Source organism: Sphingobium sp. Leaf26 (genome assembly GCF_001421665.1).
Lineage (GTDB): Bacteria > Pseudomonadota > Alphaproteobacteria > Sphingomonadales > Sphingomonadaceae > Sphingobium.
The window spans coordinates 720354-746200 of the sequence record NZ_LMKV01000012.1 but is presented as its reverse complement, the minus strand read 5'-3'; the positions used below and the strand labels follow the sequence as shown (position 1 = coordinate 746200).

27 protein-coding genes and 1 pseudogene are annotated in these 25847 nt (G+C 64.7%); 13 read left to right on the top strand and 15 right to left on the bottom strand.

The features are described 5' to 3' along the window. Positions 1-23: 23 nt before the first annotated feature. From ASE85_RS12375 to ASE85_RS24220, 7 genes are all read left to right on the top strand, one after another. A complete protein-coding gene (locus ASE85_RS12375; RefSeq protein ID WP_056688443.1) occupies positions 24-446 on the top strand; it encodes an iron-sulfur cluster assembly scaffold protein in 423 nt (140 codons plus the stop codon). Next, positions 446-2245 (top strand): cation:proton antiporter domain-containing protein, encoded by a 1800-nt coding sequence (locus tag ASE85_RS12370; protein ID WP_056688441.1) that lies wholly within the window; start codon positions 446-448, stop codon positions 2243-2245. The genes ASE85_RS12375 and ASE85_RS12370 overlap by 1 nt, the downstream gene beginning before the upstream one ends. Continuing rightward, on the top strand, positions 2242-2568 hold the full coding sequence (locus ASE85_RS12365; RefSeq protein ID WP_056688438.1) for a DUF423 domain-containing protein: 327 nt from the start codon (positions 2242-2244) through the stop codon (positions 2566-2568). The genes ASE85_RS12370 and ASE85_RS12365 overlap by 4 nt, the downstream gene beginning before the upstream one ends. A 44-nt stretch (positions 2569-2612) precedes the next feature. After that, positions 2613-3077: a Fur family transcriptional regulator gene (locus ASE85_RS12360; RefSeq protein WP_056688435.1), complete on the top strand. Its 465-nt coding sequence runs from the start codon at positions 2613-2615 to the stop codon at positions 3075-3077. A 78-nt stretch (positions 3078-3155) separates the two neighbouring features. Further along, complete coding sequence (gene dxs, locus ASE85_RS12355) at positions 3156-5084, top strand: 1-deoxy-D-xylulose-5-phosphate synthase (RefSeq protein WP_082462779.1); 1929 nt, start codon at positions 3156-3158, stop codon at positions 5082-5084. A gap of 109 nt (positions 5085-5193) precedes the next feature. Continuing rightward, positions 5194-6678 (top strand): DUF4403 family protein, encoded by a 1485-nt coding sequence (locus ASE85_RS12350; RefSeq protein WP_056688432.1) that lies wholly within the window; start codon positions 5194-5196, stop codon positions 6676-6678. A gap of 19 nt (positions 6679-6697) precedes the next feature. After that, on the top strand, positions 6698-6823 hold the full coding sequence (locus tag ASE85_RS24220) for a hypothetical protein (protein ID WP_268795127.1): 126 nt from the start codon (positions 6698-6700) through the stop codon (positions 6821-6823). On the opposite strand, the gene ASE85_RS23925 is transcribed toward ASE85_RS24220, so the two are convergent. Then, positions 6818-7012, bottom strand: a complete 195-nt coding sequence (locus ASE85_RS23925; RefSeq protein ID WP_235523509.1) for a hypothetical protein — start codon at positions 7010-7012, stop codon at positions 6818-6820. The two genes, ASE85_RS24220 and ASE85_RS23925, sit on opposite strands and share 6 nt — an antisense overlap. Positions 7013-7124: 112 nt before the next feature. Between ASE85_RS23925 and ASE85_RS12340 the strand changes: the two are divergent. After that, positions 7125-7412 (top strand): annotated as a pseudogene (locus tag ASE85_RS12340) (ArsR/SmtB family transcription factor); the annotation flags it as partial. A gap of 29 nt (positions 7413-7441) precedes the next feature. Here the strand turns inward: ASE85_RS12340 and ASE85_RS12335 are convergent. The 8 genes from ASE85_RS12335 to gpmA form a co-directional block, all read right to left on the bottom strand. Further along, on the bottom strand, positions 7442-7852 hold the full coding sequence (locus ASE85_RS12335; RefSeq protein ID WP_056688426.1) for a DUF3035 domain-containing protein: 411 nt from the start codon (positions 7850-7852) through the stop codon (positions 7442-7444). Beyond that, positions 7852-8361, bottom strand: a complete 510-nt coding sequence (lspA, locus tag ASE85_RS12330) for a signal peptidase II (RefSeq protein ID WP_056688423.1) — start codon at positions 8359-8361, stop codon at positions 7852-7854. Before lspA ends, ASE85_RS12335 begins: the two co-directional genes overlap by 1 nt. Continuing rightward, positions 8358-11384 (bottom strand): isoleucine--tRNA ligase, encoded by a 3027-nt coding sequence (gene ileS / locus ASE85_RS12325; protein ID WP_056688418.1) that lies wholly within the window; start codon positions 11382-11384, stop codon positions 8358-8360. The genes lspA and ileS overlap by 4 nt, the downstream gene beginning before the upstream one ends. A 147-nt stretch (positions 11385-11531) precedes the next feature. Then, positions 11532-12458, bottom strand: coding sequence for a bifunctional riboflavin kinase/FAD synthetase (locus ASE85_RS12320; protein WP_056688415.1), 927 nt, complete (start codon positions 12456-12458; stop codon positions 11532-11534). A gap of 126 nt (positions 12459-12584) precedes the next feature. Further along, entirely contained in the window at positions 12585-13064 is a 480-nt protein-coding gene (locus ASE85_RS12315) for a dihydrofolate reductase (RefSeq protein WP_056688412.1), read from the bottom strand. 2 nt (positions 13065-13066) lie between these two features. After that, a complete protein-coding gene (locus ASE85_RS12310) occupies positions 13067-14137 on the bottom strand; it encodes a 5-(carboxyamino)imidazole ribonucleotide synthase (RefSeq protein WP_056688409.1) in 1071 nt (356 codons plus the stop codon). A 12-nt stretch (positions 14138-14149) separates the two neighbouring features. Continuing rightward, positions 14150-14638, bottom strand: coding sequence for a 5-(carboxyamino)imidazole ribonucleotide mutase (gene purE, locus ASE85_RS12305; RefSeq protein WP_056688405.1), 489 nt, complete (start codon positions 14636-14638; stop codon positions 14150-14152). Positions 14639-14857: 219 nt separating this feature from the next. Continuing rightward, positions 14858-15544 carry a 2,3-diphosphoglycerate-dependent phosphoglycerate mutase gene (gpmA, locus tag ASE85_RS12300; RefSeq protein ID WP_056688402.1) on the bottom strand — a complete coding sequence of 229 codons (687 nt, stop codon included), beginning with the start codon at positions 15542-15544 and terminating at the stop codon, positions 14858-14860. A gap of 263 nt (positions 15545-15807) precedes the next feature. Here gpmA and sppA point away from each other — a divergent pair, with 263 nt between their 5' ends. Continuing rightward, positions 15808-17691, top strand: coding sequence for a signal peptide peptidase SppA (sppA, locus tag ASE85_RS12295; protein ID WP_056688397.1), 1884 nt, complete (start codon positions 15808-15810; stop codon positions 17689-17691). Between the two features lie 269 nt (positions 17692-17960). Here sppA and ASE85_RS12290 read toward each other — a convergent pair whose 3' ends face one another. Further along, complete coding sequence (locus ASE85_RS12290) at positions 17961-18206, bottom strand: helix-turn-helix domain-containing protein (RefSeq protein WP_056688394.1); 246 nt, start codon at positions 18204-18206, stop codon at positions 17961-17963. 139 nt (positions 18207-18345) lie between these two features. Between ASE85_RS12290 and ASE85_RS23035 the strand changes: the two genes are divergently transcribed. Together ASE85_RS23035 and ASE85_RS23030 are read left to right on the top strand one after the other, a co-directional pair. Beyond that, the gene (locus tag ASE85_RS23035) at positions 18346-18759 is read left to right on the top strand and encodes a hypothetical protein (protein ID WP_156358306.1); all 414 of its coding nucleotides are present in this window, start codon (positions 18346-18348) and stop codon (positions 18757-18759) included. Positions 18760-18859: 100 nt separating this feature from the next. Then, complete coding sequence (locus ASE85_RS23030; protein ID WP_156358305.1) at positions 18860-19243, top strand: hypothetical protein; 384 nt, start codon at positions 18860-18862, stop codon at positions 19241-19243. A 68-nt stretch (positions 19244-19311) separates the two neighbouring features. Here ASE85_RS23030 and ASE85_RS12285 read toward each other — a convergent pair whose 3' ends face one another. From ASE85_RS12285 to ASE85_RS12265, 5 genes are all read right to left on the bottom strand, one after another. Continuing rightward, on the bottom strand, positions 19312-19962 hold the full coding sequence (locus ASE85_RS12285; protein ID WP_056688393.1) for a trimeric intracellular cation channel family protein: 651 nt from the start codon (positions 19960-19962) through the stop codon (positions 19312-19314). A gap of 116 nt (positions 19963-20078) precedes the next feature. After that, on the bottom strand, positions 20079-21422 hold the full coding sequence (locus ASE85_RS12280; protein ID WP_056688390.1) for a M20/M25/M40 family metallo-hydrolase: 1344 nt from the start codon (positions 21420-21422) through the stop codon (positions 20079-20081). Next, positions 21419-21964 (bottom strand): glutathione peroxidase, encoded by a 546-nt coding sequence (locus ASE85_RS12275; protein ID WP_056688387.1) that lies wholly within the window; start codon positions 21962-21964, stop codon positions 21419-21421. Before ASE85_RS12275 ends, ASE85_RS12280 begins: the two co-directional genes overlap by 4 nt. Before the next feature lie 42 nt (positions 21965-22006). Then, entirely contained in the window at positions 22007-22717 is a 711-nt protein-coding gene (locus tag ASE85_RS12270) for a VIT1/CCC1 transporter family protein (RefSeq protein WP_056688385.1), read from the bottom strand. Positions 22718-22767: 50 nt separating this feature from the next. Further along, a complete protein-coding gene (locus ASE85_RS12265) occupies positions 22768-24549 on the bottom strand; it encodes an ABC-F family ATP-binding cassette domain-containing protein (RefSeq protein WP_056688382.1) in 1782 nt (593 codons plus the stop codon). A 140-nt stretch (positions 24550-24689) separates the two neighbouring features. Here ASE85_RS12265 and ASE85_RS12260 point away from each other — a divergent pair, with 140 nt between their 5' ends. Together ASE85_RS12260 and ASE85_RS12255 are read left to right on the top strand one after the other, a co-directional pair. Then, complete coding sequence (locus tag ASE85_RS12260; RefSeq protein ID WP_056688376.1) at positions 24690-25421, top strand: SIMPL domain-containing protein; 732 nt, start codon at positions 24690-24692, stop codon at positions 25419-25421. A 73-nt stretch (positions 25422-25494) separates the two neighbouring features. Continuing rightward, positions 25495-25842, top strand: a complete 348-nt coding sequence (locus ASE85_RS12255) for a hypothetical protein (protein WP_056688373.1) — start codon at positions 25495-25497, stop codon at positions 25840-25842. Positions 25843-25847 lie beyond the last annotated feature (5 nt).

Genomic DNA, 25847 nt, shown 5'->3' with positions numbered 1-25847 from the left:
ATTCCTGTCCTACATGGTTCGCCATGAATGCCCCCCTCTATAATAAAGACATATTGCGGCTCGCTGCCGGCATCCCGCATCACCAGCGCCTGCCGGACCCGCAGGCGACCGTGGAGAAGCGCTCGCCCACCTGCGGATCGCGCGTGACCGCCGATGTCCGCATGACCGACGGCCATCTGTCCGACATGGGCCTCGACGTGAAAGCCTGCGCCCTGGGTCAGGCCTCCGCCGCCCTGATGGCCGGTCATGCGATCGGCCTGACCGCAGACGAACTGGCCGACGCCCGCGACAGGCTCGCCGCCTATCTGGCGGGCGACAGCGACGATCTCGCCTTCTGGCCGGGCCTTGCCGTCCTCGCCCCGGCGCGCGGCTATCCCGCCCGCCACGCCTCGATCCGCCTCGGCTTTGAAGCGATCGCGCAAGCCGCCCGGCAGGCAGACGCCTGATGGAAGCCCATGCCCCCATCAGCGCCACCGACGTCCTCCTGTCCGAAGGCGTCATACTCTTGGGCGCCGCCGTCCTCTTCGTCATGCTCTTCCGCCGCTTCGGCCTCGGCGCGGTGCTCGGCTATCTCGTCGCCGGCGCTTTGGTCGGACCGCAGGGCCTTGGCCTTGTCGGCGGCGGCGAATCGAAACTCGCCATCGCGGAAATCGGCATCGTCCTGCTGCTGTTCCTCGTCGGCCTCGAACTCCATCCCGCCCGCCTCTGGCGCCTGAAGCGCGACATTTTCGCGCTCGGCCTGGCGCAGGTGGTGCTGTGCGGTTGCGTCCTCACCGCCATCATCTTCTACTCCACCGGCTTTAGCTGGGGCGCGGCGATCGCGCTCGGCCTGCCACTCGCTTTGTCCTCCACTGCGCAGGTGCTGCCCGGCCTCAAATCCAGCGGCCGCATCAATTCCCCCTTTGGTGAGAAGGTCTTTTCGATCCTGCTGTTCCAGGATCTCTCGATCGTCCCGCTCATCACCATCATCGCCGCCCTCTCCCGCAACCCCGCCGACGCTGGCGGCCCGCCCGGATGGATGATGGCCGCCTACACCGTCGCCGCCATCGTCGGCCTTGTGCTGGCCGGCCGCTTCATCCTGCGCCCGCTCCTTGGCCTCGTCGGCCGCATGGGCGAGCGCGAACTGTTCGTCGCGGTCGGCCTTTTCACCGTGCTCGCCGCCGCCGCGCTGATGCACAGCCTGCACCTCTCGACCGCGCTCGGTGCCTTCGTCGCGGGCGTCATGCTCGCCGATTCGCCCTACCGGCATGAGATCGAGGCCGACGTCGAGCCGTTCCGCTCGATCCTGCTCGGCCTCTTCTTTCTCGCCGTCGGCATGGTGCTGGACCTGCGCACCGTCGCCGCCAATCCCTTCTTCGTCCTGTCGATGGCCGCGATCCTCGTCGCGACCAAGGCGGCGATCATCACCGGCCTTGCTCGCCTGTTCGGCATGGCCTGGCAACAGGCGCTCGGCGCTGGCCTGCTGCTCAGCCAAGGCGGCGAATTCGGCTTCGTCCTCTTCGCCCAGGCGCAGAACGCCCTGCTGATAGCGCCCGAAGCGTCCAGCCTGTTCAGCGCCATCGTCACCTTCTCCATGGCGACGACGCCGTTCCTGATGCTCTTCGCCCGCCGCTTCGAATTCGCCAAGCCCAAGGACGTCAACGACCTGTCGGGACCGGAGGACGCGCCACGCGGCTCCGCCATCATCGTGGGCTATGGCCGCTTCGGCCAGACCGTGGCGCAGATGCTGATGGGTCATGGCTTCGCCGTCACCCTGATCGACAAGAAGCCGGCCCAGATCGAAGTGTCGAGCCGCTTCGACATGAAGGTCTATTATGGCGACGGCACCCGCATGGACCTGCTCCACCGCGCCGGCGCGGACGAAGCGCGCCTGATCGCCTTCTGCATCGACGACCCCGCTCTCGATTCGCGCGCGCTCCAACCGATCGCGGAGGCCTTCCCCCAGGCCGCGCTCATGGTCCGCGTCTTCGACCGCCGCCAATTGCTGGAATTGCAGGACATGGACCTCGCCGGCACCGTCCGCGAAGTCTATGAATCGGCCATCTGCATGGGCGTTCAGGCGATGCAGGCGCTGGGCGTACCGGGTGAGGAGGTCGAGGAGGTCGAGCGCCAATATCGCCAGAATGATACCGATCGCCTCGCGCTCCAGACCGAACATGGCAGCCTGCTCGCGGCGAAGGACTTGATGTATCGACCGGGCAAGGGCATGCGCCTCATCAGTCGAGGGGATGGAGAAAAGGCATGATCGCGATTCTGGCTTGCCTGTCGGCGGCGCTGGCCATCGGCGCCGGCGCGTTCGGCGCCCATGGCGTGGCCGATCCCAAGGCGGCGGAATGGCTGCGCACCGGCGGCCTCTATCAGTTGATCCATGCCGTCGCGGCCATGGCCATCATGGGCGTGACGCGCGGCGCGGCGGCTCTGTTGCTGGCCGGCGCGGCGATCTTCGCGATCAGCCTCTACGTCATGGCGCTGGGTGGTCCCAAATGGCTGGGTGCGATCACGCCGATCGGCGGCACGCTGATGATCGCGGGATGGCTCTGGGCCGCCTGGACCTTTGCGCAGCGTTAAGCTGCGGCCTTGCTCCTTCACCACTGCAAGCCTAGATTGGGATCATGGCCGACCACCACCATCATCATGAACCGACCGGCACCAATCTCGCCGACGCCGCCCGCGCCACGCTGGAGGCGCAGAATGAGCAATGGACGCCGATGCGCGCCGCCATCTTCGACGCGCTTGCCGCGGAGGAACGCCCGGCATCGGCCTATGACATCGCCGACACCGTGTCGAAGGCGCGCGGCAAGCGGGTCGCGCCCAACAGCGTCTACCGCATCCTCGACCTGTTCGTGACGAACAACATCGCGATGCGCGTCGAAAGCGCCAACGCCTATATCGCCAACGCCCATCCCGGCTGTCACCATGACTGCATCTTTCTGGTATGCCGCAATTGCAAGCAGGCCACCCATGTCGATGACGACAAGGTGACCAACCAGGTTCGCGCCGTCGCGAAGCAGGAGGGCTTCAACCCCGAACGCCCGGTCATCGAGATTCTGGGCCTTTGCGCGAAATGCGCGGCCTGATGGAACGGTGCGCTTGCGTGCGGAACGGCCTGGCGGGCCTTGCTTTGATCCGGAACGGCGCTAGGGCCTTGGGAGTCTATGTCTTTCATGAATGATCGCCCCGAAACCCCGCTCCTCGATCAGGTCGTCTGGCCGTCGGACCTGCGCGCCCTCAAGCCCGACCAGTTGCGCCAGCTCGCCGATGAACTGCGGCAGGAAGTGATTTCCGCCGTCGGCGTCACCGGCGGTCATCTGGGGTCGGGGCTGGGCGTGGTCGAACTGACGACCGCGATCCACTATGTGTTCGACACGCCCAATGACAAGCTGGTCTGGGACGTCGGCCATCAATGCTATCCGCACAAGGTGCTGACCGGCCGGCGCGACCGCATCCGCACCCTGCGACAGGGCGGCGGCCTTTCCGGCTTCACCAAGCGCGCCGAAAGCGAGTTCGACCCGTTCGGCGCGGCGCACAGTTCCACCTCGATCAGCGCGGCGCTTGGCTTCGCGGTCGCCAACAAGATGCAGGATCGCCCCGGCAAGGGCATCGCCGTCATCGGTGACGGCGCGATGTCGGCCGGCATGGCCTATGAGGCGATGAACAACGCCCGCGCGGCCGGCAACCGCCTCGTCGTGATCCTGAACGACAATGACATGTCGATCGCCCCCCCGGTCGGTGGCCTGTCCGCCTATCTCGCCCGTCTCGTTTCCAGCCGCGAATTTCTCGGCCTGCGCGACCTGGCCAAGAAACTGGCGCGCAAACTCCCCCGCCCGCTCCACAACGCCGCACGCAAGACGGACGAATTCGCCCGCGGCATGGCAATGGGCGGCACCCTGTTCGAGGAACTGGGCTTCTATTATGTCGGCCCGGTCGACGGCCATAATCTCGACCAGTTGATCCCGGTGCTCGAAAATGTCCGCGACGCCGCCGAAGGGCCGTGCCTCGTCCATGTCGTCACGCAGAAGGGCAAGGGGTACGCCCCGGCCGAAGCGGCCGCCGACAAATATCATGGCGTCCAGAAATTCGACGTCATCACCGGCACGCAGGCGAAGGCCCCGCCCGGACCGCCCAGCTACACCAATGTCTTTGCCCAGGCCCTGATCGCCGAAGCCCGGCGCGACCCGAAGGTCTGCGCCATCACCGCCGCCATGCCGTCCGGCACCGGCCTCGACAAATTCGAGCAGGCCTTCCCCGATCGCCTGTTCGACGTCGGCATCGCCGAACAACATGCCGTCACCTTCGCGGCGGGCCTTGCGGCCGAAGGGATGCGCCCCTTCTGCGCCATCTACTCGACCTTCCTGCAACGCGCCTATGATCAGGTCGTGCATGACGTCGCGATCCAGAACCTCCCCGTCCGCTTCGCCATCGACCGCGCCGGTCTGGTCGGGGCCGATGGTTCCACTCACGCGGGCAGCTTCGACATCACCTACCTCGCCACCCTGCCCAACATGGTGGTGATGGCGGCGGCGGACGAAGCCGAACTGGTCCATATGGTCCATACCTGCGCCATGCACGACAGCGGGCCGATCGCGCTGCGCTACCCGCGCGGCAATGGCACTGGCGTCGATATGCCGGCCGTTCCCGAAGCGCTGCCGATCGGCAAAGGCCGCATCGTCAAGGAAGGCCGTCAGGTCGCGATCCTCTCGCTCGGCACCCGCCTTGAAGAAGCGCTGAAAGCTGCCGAAGCGCTGGAGGCCAAGGGTCTGTCCACCACCGTCGCCGACCTGCGCTTCGCCAAGCCACTGGACGAAGCCCTGATCCGCAAGCTGCTGACGACGCATGACGTCGCGGTCACGATCGAGGAAGGCGCGATCGGCGGCCTCGGCGCCCATGTGCTGACGCTCGCCAGCGACCTTGGCCTGATCGACAATGGCCTGAAACTGCGCACCCTGCGCCTGCCTGACATCTTCCAGGATCAGGACAAGCCCGAAGTGCAATATGCGCAGGCCCGCCTCGACGCCGACGCCATCATAGACACGGTCCTGACCGCGCTCCGCCACAACAGCGTCGGCACGGAAGCCCGCGCCTGACCAGGAGCCTGACGGTGTTCAGGAACCAAATCCCGCCTCTTGCGTCCTAGCCGGACCGTGCCGATCATGCGATGATCAGTGCGGGCCGGGACATAAGGGGAGGACAAGGATGCGGCATGTCGGGAGAACGCTTTTTCTTGCCTGCCTCCTGACCCTGAACGCCTGCCACCCCAAACAGGAGGACAAGCCGCCGCCCCGCGCCGACGATCCCGTCCCGGTCCCGCAAAAAGCCTCCATCCTCACCGCCCCGATCGAGGGCGATGCCGAAATCATCCGCCGCGCGGTCGAAAATGCCGTTCCCCATATCCTCTGGTCGATCGACGAACCCGAAGCCCGCTGCATCCCGCCCCAGCAGGTCAAGCTGTTCGGCAAGCGGATCAAGGTCACGCCGCCGATCCACTGCGCCATCCACGGCACCGTCACGCGCGGCCCGATCCGCCTGCGCGGTGAGGGGCAGGACATCATCGCGGACATGCCGATCCGTGCAGAGATCAGCGCACGCGACGTCGATGGTCGGCTCAAGGGTGAAACCGCGACCGGCGCCGCCATGGCCCATGCCCGCATCCGCTTGACGCTGACACCGCAATGGGCGCTGACCGGTACGGTGCGCCTCGGCTACGACTGGACCACCCCGCCCGGCATCGACTTTCTGGGCCAGCGCATCCGCTTCACCGACAAGGCGGACGAGAAATTGCAACCGATCATCCGCAAGCTGGAACGCGAACTCCCTCGTGAACTGGCGCAGGTCCATGTCCGGCCCAAGGTGGAGCGACTCTGGCGTCAGGGCTTCGCTACGCTGGAACTGAACGCCCGCAATCCCGCCGTCTGGATGCGGGTCACGCCGCAAAAACTATTCTATGGCGGCTATACGCTGCGCAATGGCCGGCTCCGCCTCGACATGGGACTGGAGGCGCTGACGGAAACCTATGTCGGGCCACGCCCGGATGCGCCCCAGCCGACGCCACTGCCGCCGCCCGCCCCCGCCAGCGTCGACGGCCATTTCGCCATGGCGATCCCCGTCACCGCCGACTATGCCCAATTGGAACCGGTCATTCTGCGCGCCCTCACCAGACGCGCCGCCCAGCCGTTCGATTTGCCCGCTATCGGCCCTGTGATCGCCCGTTTCGACAAGGTCGAGGCCTATGGCACCGACAAAGGCCGCATCGCGGTGGGCCTAACCCTCGCCGCACGCCCCGCGACCAGCGGGACGGATGAAACCCACGGCCGCATCTGGATCACCGCGCGCCCGGTCAACGCCCCCAACAGCGCGCAGGTTCATTTCACCGACCTGACGGTCTCGGGTGCCACGGATGGCGTCGCGGGCGACATGCTGGTCGCACTCGGCAACAGCCCCGGCGTCTCCCAACTGATCGCCACCGCCCTCACCCAGAATTTCACAAAGGATGTGGAGGAACTGCAAGGCAAGATCCGCCGAGCCATCGCCGAAAAGCGGCTGGGCGACCTGCTGATCCAGAGCCGCATCGACCGCATGACCACTGGCCAGATCCACGCCTATGGTGCGGGCCTGCACCTGCCGGTCGAAGCGCAGGGCACGGCCCGCATGCGCTACCAGCCGGTACGGGACCGCAAATAAGGATGAGGAGTGTGCGATCATGACCGACTCCATCATCAAGACCATCGAGATTGCCGCCCCTGTCGAGAAAATGTGGGACGCGCTCACCGATCATCGGAAAAGTCGGCGCCTGCTCGACCGGCCACATGACCTGTCCGGGCTATGAACATTGCCCATGGGCGTCGCGCACCTTTGCGATCGAACCGATGACCCGCTTCGCCTTCGAATGGCCCGCGATCGGTGGCGATGAGCAGGCGATCCGCAGCGGCGCGCCCGAATGGACGCTGGTGGAATTTCGGCTGGAACCGATCGGCACCGGCACCCGGCTGACCGTCACCGAAACGCGTTCGATCATATCCCCGAACCGCGCCGCTCCAACGTCCTGCGCTCGAACGATGGCGGGTGGGCGGAGCAGGTGCAGAGTATCAGACGCTATGCCGAACGCTTGACCATCTGCATCGTTCGCGGCCCTCGGCAACCCCAGCCGGCTCGGCATGGTCCGCCGTCTCAGCGACGGACAAGTCCTGTCCATCATGCAACTGGGCGAAGGGATGGCCATCGGTCGGCAGGCCGTCGCCAACCATCTGGATGTGCTGCACGACGCCGACCTCGCTCATCGCCGCAAGAGCGGGCGCGAGGTCCGTTACACGCTGCACCCTGACGCCATGGACGCGGCCCGGCTCTGGCTGGAACACGCCAGCACCCGATGGGACGACATGCTCGCCCGGCTGAAAGCCTTGATGGAGGAGGACTGACCCCCTCCACAATCAGCCGGGATATCCTGTTATTGCGGAGTCGCGGCGCGCGCGTCCTGACCGTCGCCTTCTGGTGCGGCGATGATGTCGCGGGTGGTGGCGCCCTTGTCCACGACTTCCGTGCCCGGATCGCCGGCCGAAGAGCGGATACCAGCGGCGGCACTGCCACGGCCCGCCGCATTGAGCGTCGCGCTCTCGCTCGCGCTACGCGCAGCGGGGCCACCGAACATGGCGTCCATCGCAGCCTTGCTCGAATCGACCGAAGCGGCGGCCGGCGTACCCGGCGCCGGCGGCACCAGCGCGAAGTCGGGCGGGATCACCAGCGGCGCCTGGCGCGAAACGGCGAATTCGTCGGGGCGCTCCCGGTTGAACAACCCGCCACCGCCGCCGCATGCGGACAGGGTGGACACCAGACCAGCGGCGAGGATCAGTTTACGCATTACTTCAAAGTCTCCGTATTTGCGCCCTTGTCGCGCAGCAGCAACGCCCGCGCAAGCAGGATCAGCACGCCGATGGTGATCGCGGCATCTGCCAGGTTGAAAATCAGGAAAGGCCGCCATTCGCCAAAATGCAGGTCCGCATAATCGACCACATAGCCCAGCCGCATCCGGTCCACGATATTGCCGATCGCGCCGCCCAGCACCAGCCCCAGCGCCGCGACGTCCTGCCGCGCCTTTTCGCGCCACATCCACACGCCCACGAACCCGGCGATCAGCATCGTCATGCCCACCAGCGCCCAGCGGGCAAAATCCGTATCGGCATGGAAGAAGCCCATCGAAACGCCACGATTCTCCAGCCAGCGCAAACGGAAGATCGGCAATATATCAATGCCTTCCAGCCGGCTCTTCAGCGCCAATGGATAAGTGACGCTATATTTGACCAGTTGGTCCAAAGCCAGCGTCACGATCGCGACGGTCAGGCCCAGCGGGCGATGATTGACCAGGCTCATGCCTTCAGCACCTCGTCACAGCGGTCGCACAACGTCCCGTCTTCCACGACCTCTGGCAACTTGCGCCAGCAACGGCCGCATTTGTGCCAGTCGCTTGGCGTCACGACGATGCCGTCGCCTTCGCCCATGGTCACGCGCGCGACGATCGCCACTTCGGCGAAATCCACGTCGCCCACCGGCAGCAATTCGCCCATGGTGACGTCCGCGTCCAGGCTGGAGCGGACAATCTTTTCACGCCGCAGCGGCTCGATCGCCTCGTTCACCTGCTCCCGCTGGTTGCGCAGTTCGGTCCACTTGTCGTCCAGATCGCCATTGATCCAGTGCCGGTCGATCTCCGGCCATTCCAGGAAATGAACGCTTTCCGCATCATCGGGGAAGCGGCTCTGCCACACTTCTTCCGCCGTGAAGGGGATGATCGGGGCCACATAGCGCACCAGCGCATGGAACAGCGTGTCGAGCAAGGTGCGATAGGCGCGGCGCTTGGGGTCCGACTTCGCATCGCAATAGAGGCAGTCCTTGCGGATATCGAAGAAGAAGGCCGACAGGTCGCTATTGGCGAAATCGAAGATCGCGCGGGTATAGCGGCTGAACTCCAGCCAGTTCTCGCTTTTCGCCGCCTTGTCCACCACGGCGCGCAATTCCGCGTCCAGCTGTGCCAGACGATGGAGCATATAGCGCTCCAGCTCGGGCATGTCGGCATAGGACACCGCTTCCGTCTCTTCATCATAGTCGGAAAGAGCGCCCAGCATGTAGCGGAACGTATTGCGCAATTTGCGATAGGCGTCGGACGAACCGGCCAGCACTTCCTTGCCGATGCGCACGTCATCGAAATAATCGGTGCTGGCGACCCAGACACGCAGAATGTCCGCGCCACTCTCGCTCATGATCTTGAGCGGATCGACCACATTGCCCAACGACTTGGACATTTTCTTGCCCGTGCCGTCCAGCGCGAAGCCATGGGTCAGCACCGCCTTGTAAGGCGCCTGCCCCCGCGTGCCGCAGCTTTCGAGCAGCGAGGACTGGAACCAGCCGCGATGCTGATCGGAACCCTCGATATACAGATCGGCGCGGGTGCCTTCGCCATAGCGCCCTTCCACCACGAAGCTGTGGGTCGAACCGCTGTCGAACCAGACGTCCAGAATGTCGTTCACGAGCTCATAGTCGGCAAGGTCGTAATCGGGACCAAGCAATGCCTGATGATCCGCGCCGAACCACGCATCCGCACCCGCGCCCTTGAACGCCTCGATGATGCGGGCATTGACCGCCGGATCGACCAGATATTGCCCGCTCTTGCGATGGACATAGAGCGCGATCGGCACGCCCCAGGCGCGCTGGCGGCTGATGACCCAGTCGGGACGCCCTTCCACCATCGAGCGGATGCGGTTGGTCGACCGCTCCGGCACCCAGCGAGTCTGCGCGATCGCATCGAGCGCGATGTCGCGCAGCGTCGCGCCATTGCCGGCGATGACGGGCGTCGGCATCACGCCGCCATCGACATCGGCCAGCGTGGCTTCCTGCGGGCGATCCATCGGGATGAACCATTGCGGCGTGCAACGATAGATGATCCGCGCCTTCGACCGCCAGCTATGCGGGTAGCTGTGGCGGAAGTCGCTGGCGCTCAGCAACGCACCGGCAGCCCGCAGGTCGGTGCAGATCGGGCCTTCGGGACCATTGAACTTGGTATTGATGACGCTGCCCTGCCCCGGCAGCCAGTCCCAATCGTCGCGGTAGAAGCCCGCATCGTTGACCGCGAAGACCGGATCGATGCCCAGCTTCTTGCAGGCGATGAAATCCTCCTCGCCATGGTCGGGGGCCATGTGGACGAGGCCGGTGCCCGCGTCGGTCGTGACGTGGTCGGCGGGGAGGAAGGGACGCGGCCGATCGAAGAAGGATAGCCCCTCCCCTTCAGGGGAGGGGTTGGGGTGGGGCGTTGCCCCAGACGCCTCGCCATGAGGCGAAGCCCCACCCCCGGCCCCTCCCCTGAAGGGGAGGGGTAAAGAAAGGCGACCAGCCATCGGGTGGCGGGCAATGGCTCCGGCAAGTTTGGCACCGCTGAAGCGCCCATGTTCTTCAATTACAGGAGTAAAACCTCGGCCAAGACGGGAGATGAAACTGTCTTTTAGATCACCAGCTACCAACAGCCTTTTACCAATTATCTGGTCAAGCCAGGGAGCAGACGGTGGCGCGCTATTTTCATCATAAGTTACAACCGGAGTAACATATCCTGTGACGTCAAAGGCAACATACTCAACCTCTTCCCCATAAGCGATCGCCTGGTTCACCGGGATCGTCCAGGGCGTCGTCGTCCAGATCACCGCATAAGCACCGACAAGCTCCGGCGCGTTCGGCGCTTCCACGATCTCGAACGCCACGTCGATCTGGGTCGATGTCACATCCTCATATTCGACCTCAGCCTCGGCCAGCGCGGTCTTCTCCACCGGCGACCACATCACCGGCTTGGCCCCCCGATACAACTGCCCGCTTTCCGCGAATTTCAGCAGTTCGCCCACGATCGTCGCTTCCGCGTCGAACTTCATGGTGAGGTACGGATCGGCCCAATCGCCCATCACGCCCAGACGCTTGAACTGCTCCTTCTGCACATCCACCCATTTGTCGGCATAGGCGCGGCACTGGGCGCGAAATTCCTGTGCCGGAACCTCGTCCTTGTTCAGCTTCTTCTTGCGATATTCCTCCTCGATCTTCCATTCGATCGGGAGGCCGTGGCAATCCCATCCGGGCACATAGGGCGCGTCCTTGCCCAGCAAGGATTGCGAGCGGACGATGATGTCCTTGAGCACCTTGTTCATCGCATGGCCCATATGGATGTCGCCATTGGCGTAGGGCGGGCCGTCATGCAGGATGAAGCGTTCGCGCCCCGCGCGCCGCTCGCGCAGCCGGTCGTACAGGCCCATCGCCTCCCACTTGGCGGCGATCGCCGGCTCCTTCTGGGCCAGTCCCGCCTTCATCGGAAAGTCGGTGACGGGCAGGAAAACGGTGGACTTATAATCGGGCTGGTCGGTCATGGGTATCCGGCATAAAACACCCCGTTCGTCCTGAGTAGCCATTGAGCGAAGTCGAAATGGCGTATCGAAGGATGCTTCGATACGGGCCTTCGACTTCGCTCAGTCCCTACTCAGCACGAACGGGAATGAGGAAATCTGAGCAGCGCATTAAGCGAGCCGGGGCGTTCCCGCAAGGATTTGCCGCGCATCGGCGCAGTCCAGCGCGATCTGCGCGATCAGCGGCTCCAGCCCGTCATATTTCGCCTCCGGCCGCAGATAGTGGATCAATTGCACCTCGATCGCCAGTTCATACAGGCTTTCGGCAAAATCGAAGAAATGCGGCTCCAGCAACTCCTTGGGCGGATCGAAGCTCGGCCGGATACCCAGATTCGCCGCGCCATCCAGCACACGCCCGTCGGGCAGCAGCCCGCGCACCGCATAAATGCCGTAAGCAGGGCGCAGATAGGGGCCAATTTCGATATTGGCGGTCGGAAAACCGATCGTCCGTCCCAGCTTGTCGCCATGCTGGACGATCCCCTTGATCGCGAAGGGCCGGGTCAGAAGCCGCGTCGCCGTGGCGCAATCGCCCGCCTGCAACGCGGCACGGATGCGGCTGGAGGAAATCACGCCCTCCCCGTCCGCCACCGGCGCCACCGCTTGCGCCGACAGGCCCAGCTCGCCAAAGCTGGCCACCGTACCGCTGCGCGCCCGGCCGAAGGTGAAGTCTTCGCCCGTCGCCACCGCGCTGACGCCCAGTTGATCGGTCAGCAACCGGACATAGGCCGCCGGATCGAGCGCCGCCAGCGCGGCGGTAAAATCGAACACCAGCATCGCGTCCGCCCCGGCCCGCGCAAACAGCGCCTCCCGTTGCTCCAGCGTGGTCAGCCGGAAATTGGGCGTATCGGGCTGAAACAGCCGCATCGGGTGGGGATCGAATGTGGCGACGATCGCCGGACGCCCTTCCGCCCGCGCGCGCGCGATCGCACGCCCGACCACCGCCTGGTGGCCCGCGTGAAATCCATCGAAATTGCCGAGCGCCATGACGCTCCCACGCAAATGCGCGGGGATCGGCGCGCTGCTAGAAAGCCGCTCCATGGCGCGGCCTATAGGGGGGTGGGCGGAGCGTGGCAATCGGGATGCGCAAACCCGTCCCGGCACCTTTGGTTAAACCCAAAGACCCGTATCGAAGCATCAGTCCTTCGATACGTTGAGCAATGAAGATCAAACGCGCACGAACGTCACGAAACTATGGGCCGGTCGCCCATCCACCGCCGGATGTTCCGCCCGCACGCTTTCCCGCCAGTCGGTCGGATCGGGGTAGGCGATGCTGGCGTCCCCCTCGGCATCGACATGCACCTCGGTCAATTCGATCCGATCGGCCAGCGGCAGGAACAGCCGATAGACCTCCGCCCCGCCGATCACCATCAGCGTCGGCGCATCGGCCAGCGCGATCGCGCCAGCCACATCATGCGCCACATCTGCCCCCGCCGCGCGCCAGTCCCGGTCACGGGTCAGCACGATGTGGCGGCGATCGGGCAGCAGTCCGGGCAGGCTGTCGAAGGTCTTGCGCCCCATGACCATGGGGTGGCCCAGCGTGACCGCCTTGAAATGCTTCAGATCCGCCGGCAATCGCCAGGGCAAATCGCCATCCTTGCCGATCACACCATTATCGGCGCGCGCAAGGACGAGGACGATCTCCATGCTCACAGGTTCAGCCGCGTCACATGCCCCATCTTGCGACCGGGCCGCGCCTCATGCTTGCCATACAGGTGCAGATGGTTCGCCGGGTCGGACAGGATCGCCAGCCAGCCATGCGCGTCATCCCCGATCAGGTTGCGCATCTCCACGCCCTTCGCGGCCAGCGCCGTGTCGCCCAGCGGCAGGCCGCAAATGGCACGAACATGGTTCTCGAACTGGCTCGTCACCGCGCCCTCGATCGTCCAATGCCCGCTATTATGGACGCGCGGCGCCATTTCGTTGAACACCGGGCCATCTGCACTGGCGAAGAACTCACACGTCAGCACCCCGACATAGCCCAGCGCATCGGCGATCTTCGCGGCCATCACGCGAGCCTCCGGCACCTGCGCCTCGATCGCCGCCCCGGCCGGCAGCGTCGACGTCGCCAATATCCCGTCGACATGCACATTCGCCGCCGAGTCCCAGAAGCGGACCTCACCATCTGCCCCACGCACCAGGATCACGGAAAATTCCTGATCGAAGGTCACGAACCCTTCCAGGATCGCGCTCTGCCGCCCGATCGCGTTCCAAGCGCCCACGGCATCGCCCGGTTCGGACAGGCGCGCCTGCCCCTTGCCGTCATAGCCCATGCGGTTGGTCTTCAGGATCGCGCGGCTGCCGATCTGCTCGATCGCCGTCTCCAGATCGTCCAGGCTCTCGACCGGCGCGAAGGGGGCGGTCAGCCCGCCCAGATCGCAGACGAAACGCTTCTCCGCCAGCCGGTCCTGCGCCACCCGCAAAGCCTGCGCGCCAGGACGCACCAGCCCATGGGAGGCCAGCACCTCGACCGCGGCCGGGTCGACATTCTCGAATTCATAAGTGACGACATCCACGCCATCGGCAAAGGCCGCGAGCGCATCGGCGTCCTCATAGGCGCCCCGCGTCCACAGCGGCGAAACATCCGCCGCCGGGCCGCTGTCCTCCGGCGCATAGATACAGGTCCGATAGCCCAGTTGCGCCGCCGCCATGGCGATCATCCGGCCAAGCTGGCCGCCGCCAAGGATACCGATGGTGGAGCCGGGCGCGATGGTCGTCATATGTCTTTCGTTTCAGTCTTCGACGGTTTCGGCGACGGCGTCGGTCTGGCGCGTGCGCCAGGCGTCCAGCCGTTCCGCAAGGTCAGGATCGTTGGTCGCCAGGATGGAGGCCGCCAGCAGGCCGGCATTGATCGCGCCGGGCTTGCCGATCGCCAGCGTGGCGACGGGGATGCCGCCCGGCATCTGAACGATGGACAGCAGCGAATCCATGCCCTTCAACGCCTTGGATTCGACCGGCACGCCCAGCACCGGCAGGCGAGTCATCGAAGCCGTCATGCCCGGCAGATGCGCGGCCCCGCCGGCGCCGGCGATGATGACCTTCAGGCCGCGATTCACTGCACCCGTCGCATACTCATACAGCCGCTGCGGAGTACGATGAGCGGACACCACCTTGCATTCATGGGCGACGCCCAGCGCGTCGAGCGTCTCGGCGGCATGGCGCATGGTCTCCCAATCGGACCGCGACCCCATGATGATGCCGACTGTGACTGCCCCGCTCATAGCCTATTCCCCAAACAGGGCGGACTTGGCACCCGCCCGGAAAGCCAAGCCCCTTAGCGGCCGGGCCGCCAGGGGGCAATGCTATTCCTCCCCTTTCAGGGGAGGTGGCGTGCGAAGCGCGACGGAGGGGGTAGGAGACCAGGCGCGAGTTGGCGCGCGGAGGCCACGCCCCTCCCCCATTTGCTGCGCAAATGCCCCCCTCTCCGCCAGCGGGCAGGATTACCGCTCCGACAGATAATAACGCTCGATCGCGCTCAGATCGTCGGCCAGTTCATAGACGATCGGCTGGCCGGTCGGGATTTCCAGTTCGGTGATCTCGTCGTCGGGTATGTTCGACAGATGCTTCACCAGCGCGCGCAGCGAATTGCCATGGGCGGAAATGACGACGCGCTTGCCCGCCTTCAGGTCGGGCGCGATGGTCGATTCCCAATAGGGCAGCACGCGGGCAATCGTGTCTTTCAGGCTTTCGGTCGACGGAATGGGAATGCCCGCATAGCGGCGGTCGGACGACAGGTCGAATTCGCTGCCTGCCTCCAGCACTGGCGGCGGAATGTCGAAGCTGCGGCGCCAGATCTTGACCTGCGCGTCGCCATGCTTGGCCGCCGTCTCCGCCTTGTTCAGGCCCGTCAGCCCGCCATAATGGCGCTCATTGAGGCGCCAGTCCTTCTCGACCGGCAGCCACAGCCGGCCCATTTCCTCCAGCACCAGGTTCAGCGTCTTGATCGCGCGGCTCTGCACCGAGGTATAGCACTGGTCGAAATCCAGCCCTTTTTCCTTGAGCAGACGACCGGCGGCGCGCGCTTCCTCCACACCCTTTTCGGTCACATCGACGTCCCACCATCCGGTGAAGCGGTTTTCCAGATTCCACGACGACTGGCCATGGCGGATAAGGACGAGAGTGGGCATGGGGCGCGTCTCCTGCACAAGCGCGGAAAATGAGTGCATGACCAACCACCCCCTCATCCGTTCGCCCTGAGCCTGTCGAAGGGCGTTGCGCGCCCTTCGACAGGCTCAGGGCGAACGGAGCCAGGACGGCTTCGTCATGCACGGCTTCCCATAACGGGCAAAATCCTGTGCGCAAGCCTTGCGAGCGGTCGCGCCGCGCCCACATTGCAGTCGATCCGCCAATGCGATAGCCACGGACGGACCAACGAGAAGGAAGCAGCAACTTGGCATTTGTGAAGGGCGCCTGGCGCATATTGGTCGCGATCAAGGACGGCCTCGTCCTCCTCTTCCTGCTGCTTTTCTTCGGCGCGCTCTATGCCGCCCTCTCCTTCTCGCCCAAGCCGGCCGCCGCCGTGTCATCTGGCGCGCTGCTGCTCGATCTTGACGGCAGCATCGTCGAGCAACCCGCTGAAACCAGCGCCATGGCCCTGCTCAGCGGTTCCGGCCCGGAGGCGAAGGAATATCGCCTCTCCGACATCGTAACCGCACTCGACGCGGCAAAGAACGACGCCAAGGTCAAGGCCGTCGTCCTCAACCTCGACGGCTTCGTGGGCGGTGGACAGGTGGCGATGAGCCGCGTGGGCAAGGCGCTGGACGCCGTGCGCGCCGCCAAAAAGCCAGTGCTCGCCTACGCCACCCTCTACAGCGACGACGGCTATCAACTCGCCGCCCATGCCAGCGAAGTGTGGAGCGATCCGTTCGGCGGCGTCGCCATTCTCGGCCGGGGCGGCTCCCAACTCTATTATAAGGGGCTGATCGACAAATTGGGCGTCAACACCCATGTCTATCGCGTCGGCACCTACAAGAGCTTCGTAGAGCCTTTCACCCGCACCGAACAGTCGCCCGAAGCGAAACAGGCCAATCAGGCGCTGGCCGGCGCGCTGTGGCAAAGCTGGCAGGACGACGTGATAAAGGCCCGGCCCAAGGCGAAGATCGCCGCCTACGCCGCCGATCCCGCCGCCGCCGCCCGCGCCGCCAATGGCGACATCGCCAAAGCCGCGCTGGCCGCCGGCCTGGTCGACAAGCTGGGCGACGAATCCGCTTTCGGAAAGCGCGTCGCGCAGATCGCGGGCGAAGCCTCCAGCGACAAGGCCGGCAGCTTCGCCACCATCGACCTCGCTGCCTATGTGAAGGCGCGCAAACCCGCCAATAACGGGCAGATCGGCGTTCTGACGGTCGCCGGCGACATTGTCGATGGCGAAGGCGGTCCCGGCACCGCAGCGGGCGACACGATTTCCGACCTGCTGCTGACCGCGCTGGACGAAAAGGACTTGAAGGCCCTCGTCGTCCGCGTCGATTCGCCGGGCGGCTCCGTCATGGCCTCTGAAAAGATCCGCAGCGCCATCCTGCAAGCCAAGTCCGCCGGCCTGCCCGTGGTCGTCTCCATGGCCAATGTCGCGGCCAGCGGCGGCTATTGGGTATCGACGCCGGGCGACGTCATCTTCGCCGAGCCGGACACCATCACCGGCTCGATCGGCGTCTTCGGCATCATCCCCAGCTTTGAAGGCACGCTGGCGAAGATGGGCATCACCACCGACGGCGTGCGCACCACGCCGCTGTCCGGGCAGCCCGACGTCACCGGCGGCACCACGCCGCAATTCGACCAGATCATGCAGTTGGGGGTCGAGGATATCTATCGTCGCTTCGTCGGCCTCGTCGCCCAGTCGCGCAGGAAGACCCCGGCGGCCATCGACGCCATCGCGCAGGGCCGCGTCTGGGACGGCGGCACCGCCCGCCAGATCGGTCTGGTAGACCGCTTCGGCGGCCTCGAAGACGCCATCGCCGAAGCCGCCCGCCGCGCGAAACTCGATCCCGCCAATGCCAGGCCCTATTATATCGAGAAGCAGCCCGACAAATTCGCCGAGTTCGTCCAATCGCTCGCCGACCGCGAACAGGACAGCGCCACCGCGCCCCGCGACATGCTCGCCCGTCAGGCATGGATGCAGCGCAGCTGGGCGATGCAGGCCGTGTCGGACGTCAAGGCGCTGATGATGGGCGCCGGCGTGCGCGCCGACTGCCTGGAATGCCGCGGCTACGGCGCACCGAAACAGCGGAGCGCTGCGGACGAACGCGGCATGATGACGATGCTGGCGGGGTGGCTACGCTGACTTGACGCCGCTCCCGTTTACGAGTGTCGGGTGAACGGTCCGTGGGACTGTTCACCCAACATCGGCTAGAGCGCGCTGGGTTAAATCCGATGCAGGTTGCGCGCTCTAGTTTTTTGTTTTCGCATCGTTTTAAGCGGAAAACCGGTTCCCACTTTTCCGCACGATGCTTAGTTTTTTGTTTTCGCATCGTTTTAAGCGGAAAACCGGTTCCCACTTTTCCGCACGATGCTGTAGCGCGACCGACGCGCGCCGTATCAGCCGATGACGGATCAGTCGGCGCGCAGCGACGCCGCAATCTGCCCCTCAGCCGTGGTCGCTTCAACGATAAGCGCGCGCAAAGCCTTTGCCGTATCTTCCAGAAGCCCATCGCTGATCGGGCGCTCCCCATTGATAAACCGGCGGATAGCCCGCTCGTCTATCCCAAGACGCCGCGAGAAAGCGGTGGTCCCGCCGAAGAGCTGAACGCAAAAAGCAAAATGCTCGATTCGCTCATCCATCGACATTGGCGCGGCCATGATTATCCCTTTCGTTCGTCATCTGCGCCCTTAGGCTATCTGGCGAATTAGACAAGATCGACCATTTCTTGCCCTTTGAACCCGCATCGTATGCTATCCGTTAGCAGAAGTTGAGGTAGCAACCAGGGGAGGGATATCTATGCAGATGCGTCAAATTCTGCCGATCGTAATAGCTCTCAGTAGCTGCAAAGCCGCGCCTCCCAATGTGGACCTCGCGCAATGCTGGGATCGCCAGAAGCTTTCGATTTCCGAAGGAGCGGGCGTGACCGCCTATAATGCGTTCATCGGATATAGTTTTGACGGGGCAACCACCCTGCACCCGGCAGACTGTGACACTGCCCCATTGTGGTTAAGAGTAAGCAAGGCAGCCATGAACCAAATGAGCGCAGACCAAAGTGCTTCTGACTGGTATGGAGTTAAGTTTTTTCGGGCAAATATCAAAGGCATTACCGAAAAAAGCGATAACGCTCCGCTAGGTCTGGTGGTCAAAACAACAGATATTCGTAATCTCCGGCGGGCCGAGCCACCCCGCTGGATTCGCCGAAAGATATAGTCGGCTTGTTACGAAGCCTCGTTTGGAGCTGCTAGTCCGCTTCCCACCCTGACCCGCGATTGAACTTCTCGATTTTATAATGGTGCTATATCAACCCAGCATGAAGCCTATTATCCCCATTGCAGCGGTAGCGGTGGCTTGTTTCGGTGCGGCTGTTGGCTGGACATTGCGCGATCATGCCGAAGGCAAAAAATGTTCATATTTAGCTGACGGATATCGGCCCTTTGCCGGTGAATATTATCGACTACCAGCTTTTCCTGACGATCAAATCCCTGATGCGATTGTCGCAAATGTCTACCAGTGCTGGGCTGCGCAGCCTTATTTCGGGCATCATCACTCCATCCAAATGGTGGATGCAAGAAAGGTGTCTGCGAACCGTTACTATCTTGCATTTGCACCTGCCGGAATAACGGACATCAATCTGGTGTTTTTGGTCGATAAGGGTAATGGCGTAATTGACGCGCTACAGCGGAGCACGATGTGATCGGCCAGCGGAACGTCTGCTAATCGGCAACCGCTTCCCAAAATCGGTCAGTCCGCCATCCACCCAAATCAGCCCCGCTCCCCCTCCCCCCGATACATCGGCAACCCCAGACCGCGCCAGATCGCCACGGCCCGCAGCCCGAAGCCCAGCAAAGCCGCGATCACCCCTGCGACCGGCACCTCCAGCCCGATCCAGCGCAGCGCCACGAACAGCCCGGACGCGAACGCCGCTGCCGTCACATACAATTCCGGCCGCAACAGGATGGACGGCTCGCCCGCCAGCAGGTCGCGCATGATGCCGCCGACGCAGCCGGTGACGACCCCCATCATCCCGGCGACGAAGGGCGGCACGCCGAAACTCATCGCCTTGGCCGCGCCGAACACGGCAAAGGCGGCCAGCCCGATCGCGTCGAGCCAGTCCAGCGCCCGGTCGCTCCACCAGCGGCGCGGCGTGAACCACACGATCAGCGCCGCCCCCATGCAGGCGATCGCCGGCACCGCATCCACCACCCAGAACACCGGCGCCCCGATCAGCAGGTCGCGCACCGTGCCCCCGCCCACCCCCGTCACCAGCGCGAAGAAGGCGAACGTCACCAAAGTCTGCCGCAACCGCGCCGCCGCCAGCGCCCCGGACGCGGCGAAGACGAACGTACCCATGATGCTCAAACTTTCGAGCACGGGGCCGATGGATGTGACGAGCAAGGGCGTGGGAGGAAGCATCGGCGAAATTCAATATCCTTGGCAATGAGTTCCCCGGCGCAGGCCGGGGTCCAGTCCTGAGCGTGGGACTGGACCCCGGCCTGCGCCGGGAAACTCTCCCCCTTTTGAAAGCCCTCTTACTTCCGCCCCTTGTCCCCGGCCAGCCGGCTCATCAATATCGCGGCGCGCTTGGCCTGGCGCTTCATGGTGGACAGGTCGGCCCTCTCGGCTGCGCTATGGTCGCCGCTGGACGCCAGACCCAGCCCCACCAGCCCATCCGTATCGGCCGCCACGAAGCTGATGTCCCCCGCCCCCCGCTTCAACGGATCGAGCGCCGCCATTTCCGGCAGGCCAAGGTCGCGGTTGATGCCATTCAGCTTGCCGAGCAGCGCCTTGTTCCCTTCGGTCGGTGCCATGGACGGATAGCCCTGGTCGAACGCGATCGTCGCCGACGTACCGTTCAGATGCTCGCGATCCACGATCCCCTGCATCTTCTCGCGCACCCGCTTCGTCTGTGCCTCGCTCAGCGTGCGGAAATCACCCTTCGCCACGGCGATCGACGGGATGATATTGGTCTTGCCCGTCACCGCGATGCGCACGCCGTCCTTGTCGATCGCCGCGCTCTGCCCGCCGCCGATCAGCCCGGCGTTGAAGGTCAGGTTCGGTTCCGGCAATTCCTTGCGAAAAGCGACCAGGATCCGCGCCAGTTCATAGACCGCGCCATCCCCCGCCTCGGCGGAGAAAATGCCCGAACTATGGCCCGACTTCGCCGTCGTGGTCAGCGTCCAGTTGTTGGAGGAACGGCGGGCGATCGAGCCCATATCCTTGCCATTTTCCTGGCTCAGCCCCTCGAAATCGAGCGCCACATCGGCCCGCTTGCCCGCAGCGACCAGATCGGCCCGCGCAATCTCCACCGGATCGCCCGAATCCTCCTCGTCACCGGTCAGCACGACCTCGATATTCGCGCCTTTCAGCGTCCCGGCCGCCTGCATGGCTTTGAGGGCAAGGACCATCGTCACTACCCCGCCCTTGTCGTCGGCGACGCCCGGACCGCGCGCCCAATCTCCACCAGAGGCGTCGCCTTCTCGCGCGAATGTCTGGAACGGCGAATCCGGCTCGAACACAGTGTCCAGATGGCCGATCAGCAGCATCCTGGTGCTGCCGGCCTTACCCGTGTGCACTGCGATCAAATGCCCGGCGCGCTTGGCCGCATCCATCGGCTTCCACGTCACGGTAAAGCCCAGCGCCTCGAACTCCGGCCGCAGCATGTCGGCCACCGCCTTCACGCCCGCCAGGTTCATCGACCCGCTATTCTGGTTCACCAGCTTTTCGAGCAAGCCGACCGACGGTTCATAGCCCGCCTCCACGGTCGCGCCGATCGTCTTCTCTGCCGGGCTGAGCGCCGCATGGGCCACCGACGATCCACCCAGCAACAGGGCGGCGGCAATCAAGGACCGCACCGTCACTTTATTTGGCCTCATCGGGCCAGTTCCGCCTCGATCGCCGCGATCAGCGCCGCATCGTCCGGCGCGGTCGTCGGCGCAAAGCGTGCCGCCACGCTGCCATCCTTGGCGATCAGGAACTTCTCGAAATTCCACAATATCTCCGGCTCCGGATTGGGCGTCATGCCATAGCCGGTCAGCTTCTCGCGAAACACCGCGCCATCGCCCTGCGCATCGGGCTGTGCGCTGGTCAGCGCGGCGTAGAGCGGATGCTTGTCCGGCCCGGTGACGACGATCTTCTCGAACATCGGAAATTCCACGCCGAAATTGGTGGTGCAGAAAGTCGCGATCTCGTCATTGCTGCCCGGCTCCTGCGCCCCGAAGTCATTGGCGGGGAAGCCGGCGACCACCAGCCCCTTGTCCTTATATTCGGCATAGAGCTTTTCCAGCCCCTCATATTGCGGGGTCAGGCCGCATTTGGACGCGACATTGACCGCCAGCACCACCTTGCCCGCATAATCGGCCAGGCTGGCATCCGCGCCCTTGATGGTCTTGAGAGGGATGTTCTGGATATCGGTCACGGCGCGTCTCCTTATGGAATCAGGTTGCGCCGGACCTTGGCATCAAATCGCCGCGCCGAACAGATGCCCCGCGCTCGCCGTGATCGCCATCGCCAACACACCCCAGAAAAGCGTCCGCACGATCGACCGGAACGGCTTCGCTCCGCCCAGCTTCGCGCCGGCATAGCCCAGCAGAATGAGGCAAAGCAGGCACATGCCCACGATCGCCGGGATCGCGCCGCCCGCCGGCGCCAGCGCCGCGGCCACCACCGGCGGCGCGGCGCCAGCGGCGAAACTCGCGGCCGAAGCCAGCGCCGCCTGCACCGGCCGCGCCGTCGCCAGATCGGATATGCCCAGTTCGTCGCGCGCATGGGCGCCCAGCGCATCGGCCGCCATCAACTGCTCGGCCACCTGCCCCGCCAGGTCCAGCGTCAGCCCGCGCTCCACATAGATATCGCGCAACTCCACCCATTCGGCATGGGGCTGGGTGCGCAAGGCCTTTTCTTCCTTGGCGAGGTCCGCGCGCTCGGTATCGGACTGCGCGCTGACCGACACATATTCGCCCGCCGCCATCGACATGGCGCCCGCGACCAACGCGGCCACGCCCGACAGCAATATGGATTGCGAAGAGGCCCCCGACGCCGCGATCCCGGTCATCAGGCTGGCGGTCGACACGATCCCGTCATTCGCCCCCAGCACCGCCGCGCGCAGCCAGCCGACCCGGTTGACATAATGGACGGCGTGATGGGCGATCGGTGTAGCTTGCGTGTCCATGGATATCGCCTTTCGCCCCTATCGCGTTCCCCGGCTTACGCCGGGGAACACTACCCCGCCAACCCCTCGGCCTTCTCCGCCAGTTCCAGCCAGCGTTCCTCGGCCGCATCCTTATCGGCCCGCGCCTTTTCGATCGCACCGGTCAGGGCAGCGAACGTCTTGGGATCTTTCGTATAGAGCGCCGGATCGGCCAAAGCCTCCTCATCGCGCACGATCGCCGCTTCCAGTTCCTCGATCCGCTTGGGCAGCAGGTCCAGGTCGCGCTGATCCTTGTAGGTCAGCTTGGCCGAAACGGGTTTGGGCGGTGGCGGTGGCGCGGCGTCCTTCTTCTCGACCTTCGCGGCCTTGCGCGGATCGCGCTTGGCGATCCAGTCGGCATATCCGCCCACGATCACGTCAACGACCCCGGTGCCATCCAGCCCCAGCGTCACCGTCACCGTCCGATCCAGGAAATCGCGATCATGGCTGACGATCAGGACGGTGCCGTCATAATCGGCGATCACTTCCTGCAACAGGTCCAGCGTTTCCAGGTCGAGGTCGTTGGTCGGCTCGTCCAGCACCAGCAGGTTCGATTCGCGCGCAAATTCCCGCGCGAACAACAGCCGCGACCGCTCGCCGCCCGACAGGGTCGCTACCTTCGCCTCCGCAAGGCTCGGATCGAACAGAAAGTCCTTCAGATAGCCATGGATATGCTTGCGCACTCCGCGCACGTCGATCCAGTCGCCCCCTTCGGCCAGCACGTCGCGCACCGTCTTGTCGCCCTGCATCAGGCTGCGCTGCTGGTCGATGAAGATCATGTCCAGCGTCTTGGCCAGCGTCACGCTGCCGCTATCGGGCGCCAGTTCGCCGGTCAGCAGCTTCAGCAGCGTGGATTTGCCCGCGCCATTGCCGCCGACGATGCCGATCCGGTCGCCCCGCTGCACGCGGATCGACAGGTCATCGATGATCGTGCGCTCGCCAAATGTCTTCGTGACATGCTCGACCTTGATGACGCTCTTGGTCTTGCTGTCGTCGCTCGCCACCGCAATCTTGGCGGTCCCCTGCGGCCCCTGCATCGCGGCGCGCGTCTCCCGCATCTCCCACAGCTTGGCCAGCCGCCCCTGGTTGCGCTTGCGCCGCGCGGTGACGCCCCGTTCCAGCCAGTGCGCCTCGATCTTCAGCTTCGCGTCCAGCTTCTCCGCCGCCCGCGCCTCTTCGGCATAGACCGCTTCCATCCACTGTTCAAAGCCGCCGAAACCGATCTCGTTACGGCGCATCTGCCCCCGGTCCAGCCACAATGTCTGGCGCGTCAGCCGGGTCAGGAAGGCGCGGTCATGGCTGATGACGATGAACGCGCCGCTATAACGCGCCATCCAATTCTCGATCCAGTCGATCGCGGCGATATCCAGATGGTTGGTCGGCTCGTCCAGCAGCAGCAGGTCCGGCTCGCTCGCCAGCGCGCGGGCGATCGCGGCACGACGCCGCTCGCCCCCGCTCGCCGTCTTCGCCTCCCGCGACAAGTCGATACCCAACTGGTCGGCAATCGCTTCCACCTCATGCGCGGGCGGCGCGAACTCGCCGGCCAGCGCGAAATCATGCAGCGTCGCAAACGGCGTGACGTCCGGGTCTTGCTCCAGCGTGATGACCCGCGCGCCCGGCTGCACCGACCGCACGCCCTCATCCGCCTCGATCTGCCCGCCCAGCAATTTCAGCAGGGTCGTCTTGCCCACGCCGTTGCGCCCGATCAGCGCCAGCCGATCCCGCGCGCCGACGGCGATATTGAGGCCACGGAAAAGCCAGTGCGAACCCTGCGAGAGGCCAAGATTTTCGAACGAGAGAATAGGAGCTGCCATGAAGGTGCAGCTAAGCGCTCCCACGCTTATGAGCAAGACCGGAACCGGAAAGCTTTCAGACGGCTTTCAACGCAGGACAGCGTCCATTCATCGCACCCCGGCCAAATATGGGGGCAAGGACTTACAGAGGAGAAACGTCCATGAAATCCGCTCTCGCCCTGATGGCGCTCGGCGTTGCCGCCCTCCCCGTGGCGGCGCTTGCCCAGACCAGCGTCACCATCGCCGAGACGGCGCCGGTCGTGACATTGAACGTCACCGAAAGCGTCGAAGCCGCGCCCGATGTCGCCACCGTCGGCACCGGCGTCCAGACCCGCGCCCTCACCGCGCAGGCCGCCATGCAGGACAATGCCGCCAAGACCGAAAAGCTGATCGCCGCCCTCGCCAAAGTCGGCATCGCCAAGAAGGATATCCAGACCAGCGGCATCAACCTGTCCGCCCAATATGATTACAGCAATCGCGACGGCCAGCCGGAAGGCCCGCGCTTCATCGGCTATGAAGCGTCGAACCAGCTCACCGTGAAGCTGCGTGATATCAAGAAAGTGGGCGCCTCGCTCGACGCCTTCGTCGCGGCCGGGGCCACCAACATCAACGGCCCCAGCTTCTCGATCGACGATCCATCGCAGATGATCCAACAGGCCCGCGGCACCGCGCTCAAGAGCGCCAAGGCGCAGGCCGATTTCTACGCCCAGGCGGCGGGATTCCGCACCGCACGCCTCGTGTCGATCAGCGAAAGCAACAGCGGTGGCCAACCGCCCATGCCGATGATGCAGAGCGCCCGTTTCAAGGCGGATGCGGCCCCGACCACGCCGGTCGAACCCGGTCAGGTCAGCGCGTCCGTCACCCTGACGGTGCAGTACGCACTGGATAAGTAATATCTGGAAAGGCGGCGGCGCTTGTGCACCGTCGCCTTTTCTGTTCATCTTCGCGCCATTCACCACCTGTTCAATGCCGTTCACCTATGTCATGTCCATGAATATGAAGTGGAACAGCCTGCCCCGCTCTCTGGTCGCTGCGCTCACGGCAGCCCTCGCTCTGGCGGTGGCCATCCCCGCCGACGCCGGCAATCGCCGCGACGAACAGGATGCCGCGCGCCGGGCGATGCTGGACGGGCAGGTCATGCCCTTCTCCCTCATCAAGCGCCGCGTCGATGCGGCGGTCGACGGCGCTTCCTATGTCGGCAGCGAATTTAATCCGGCCACCAATCGCTATCGCCTGAAATATGTGAAGGACGGCAAAGTGGTTTGGGTTGATGCCGACGGCCGGACAGGCGATATCATCGGCATGGCGCGCTGACCGGC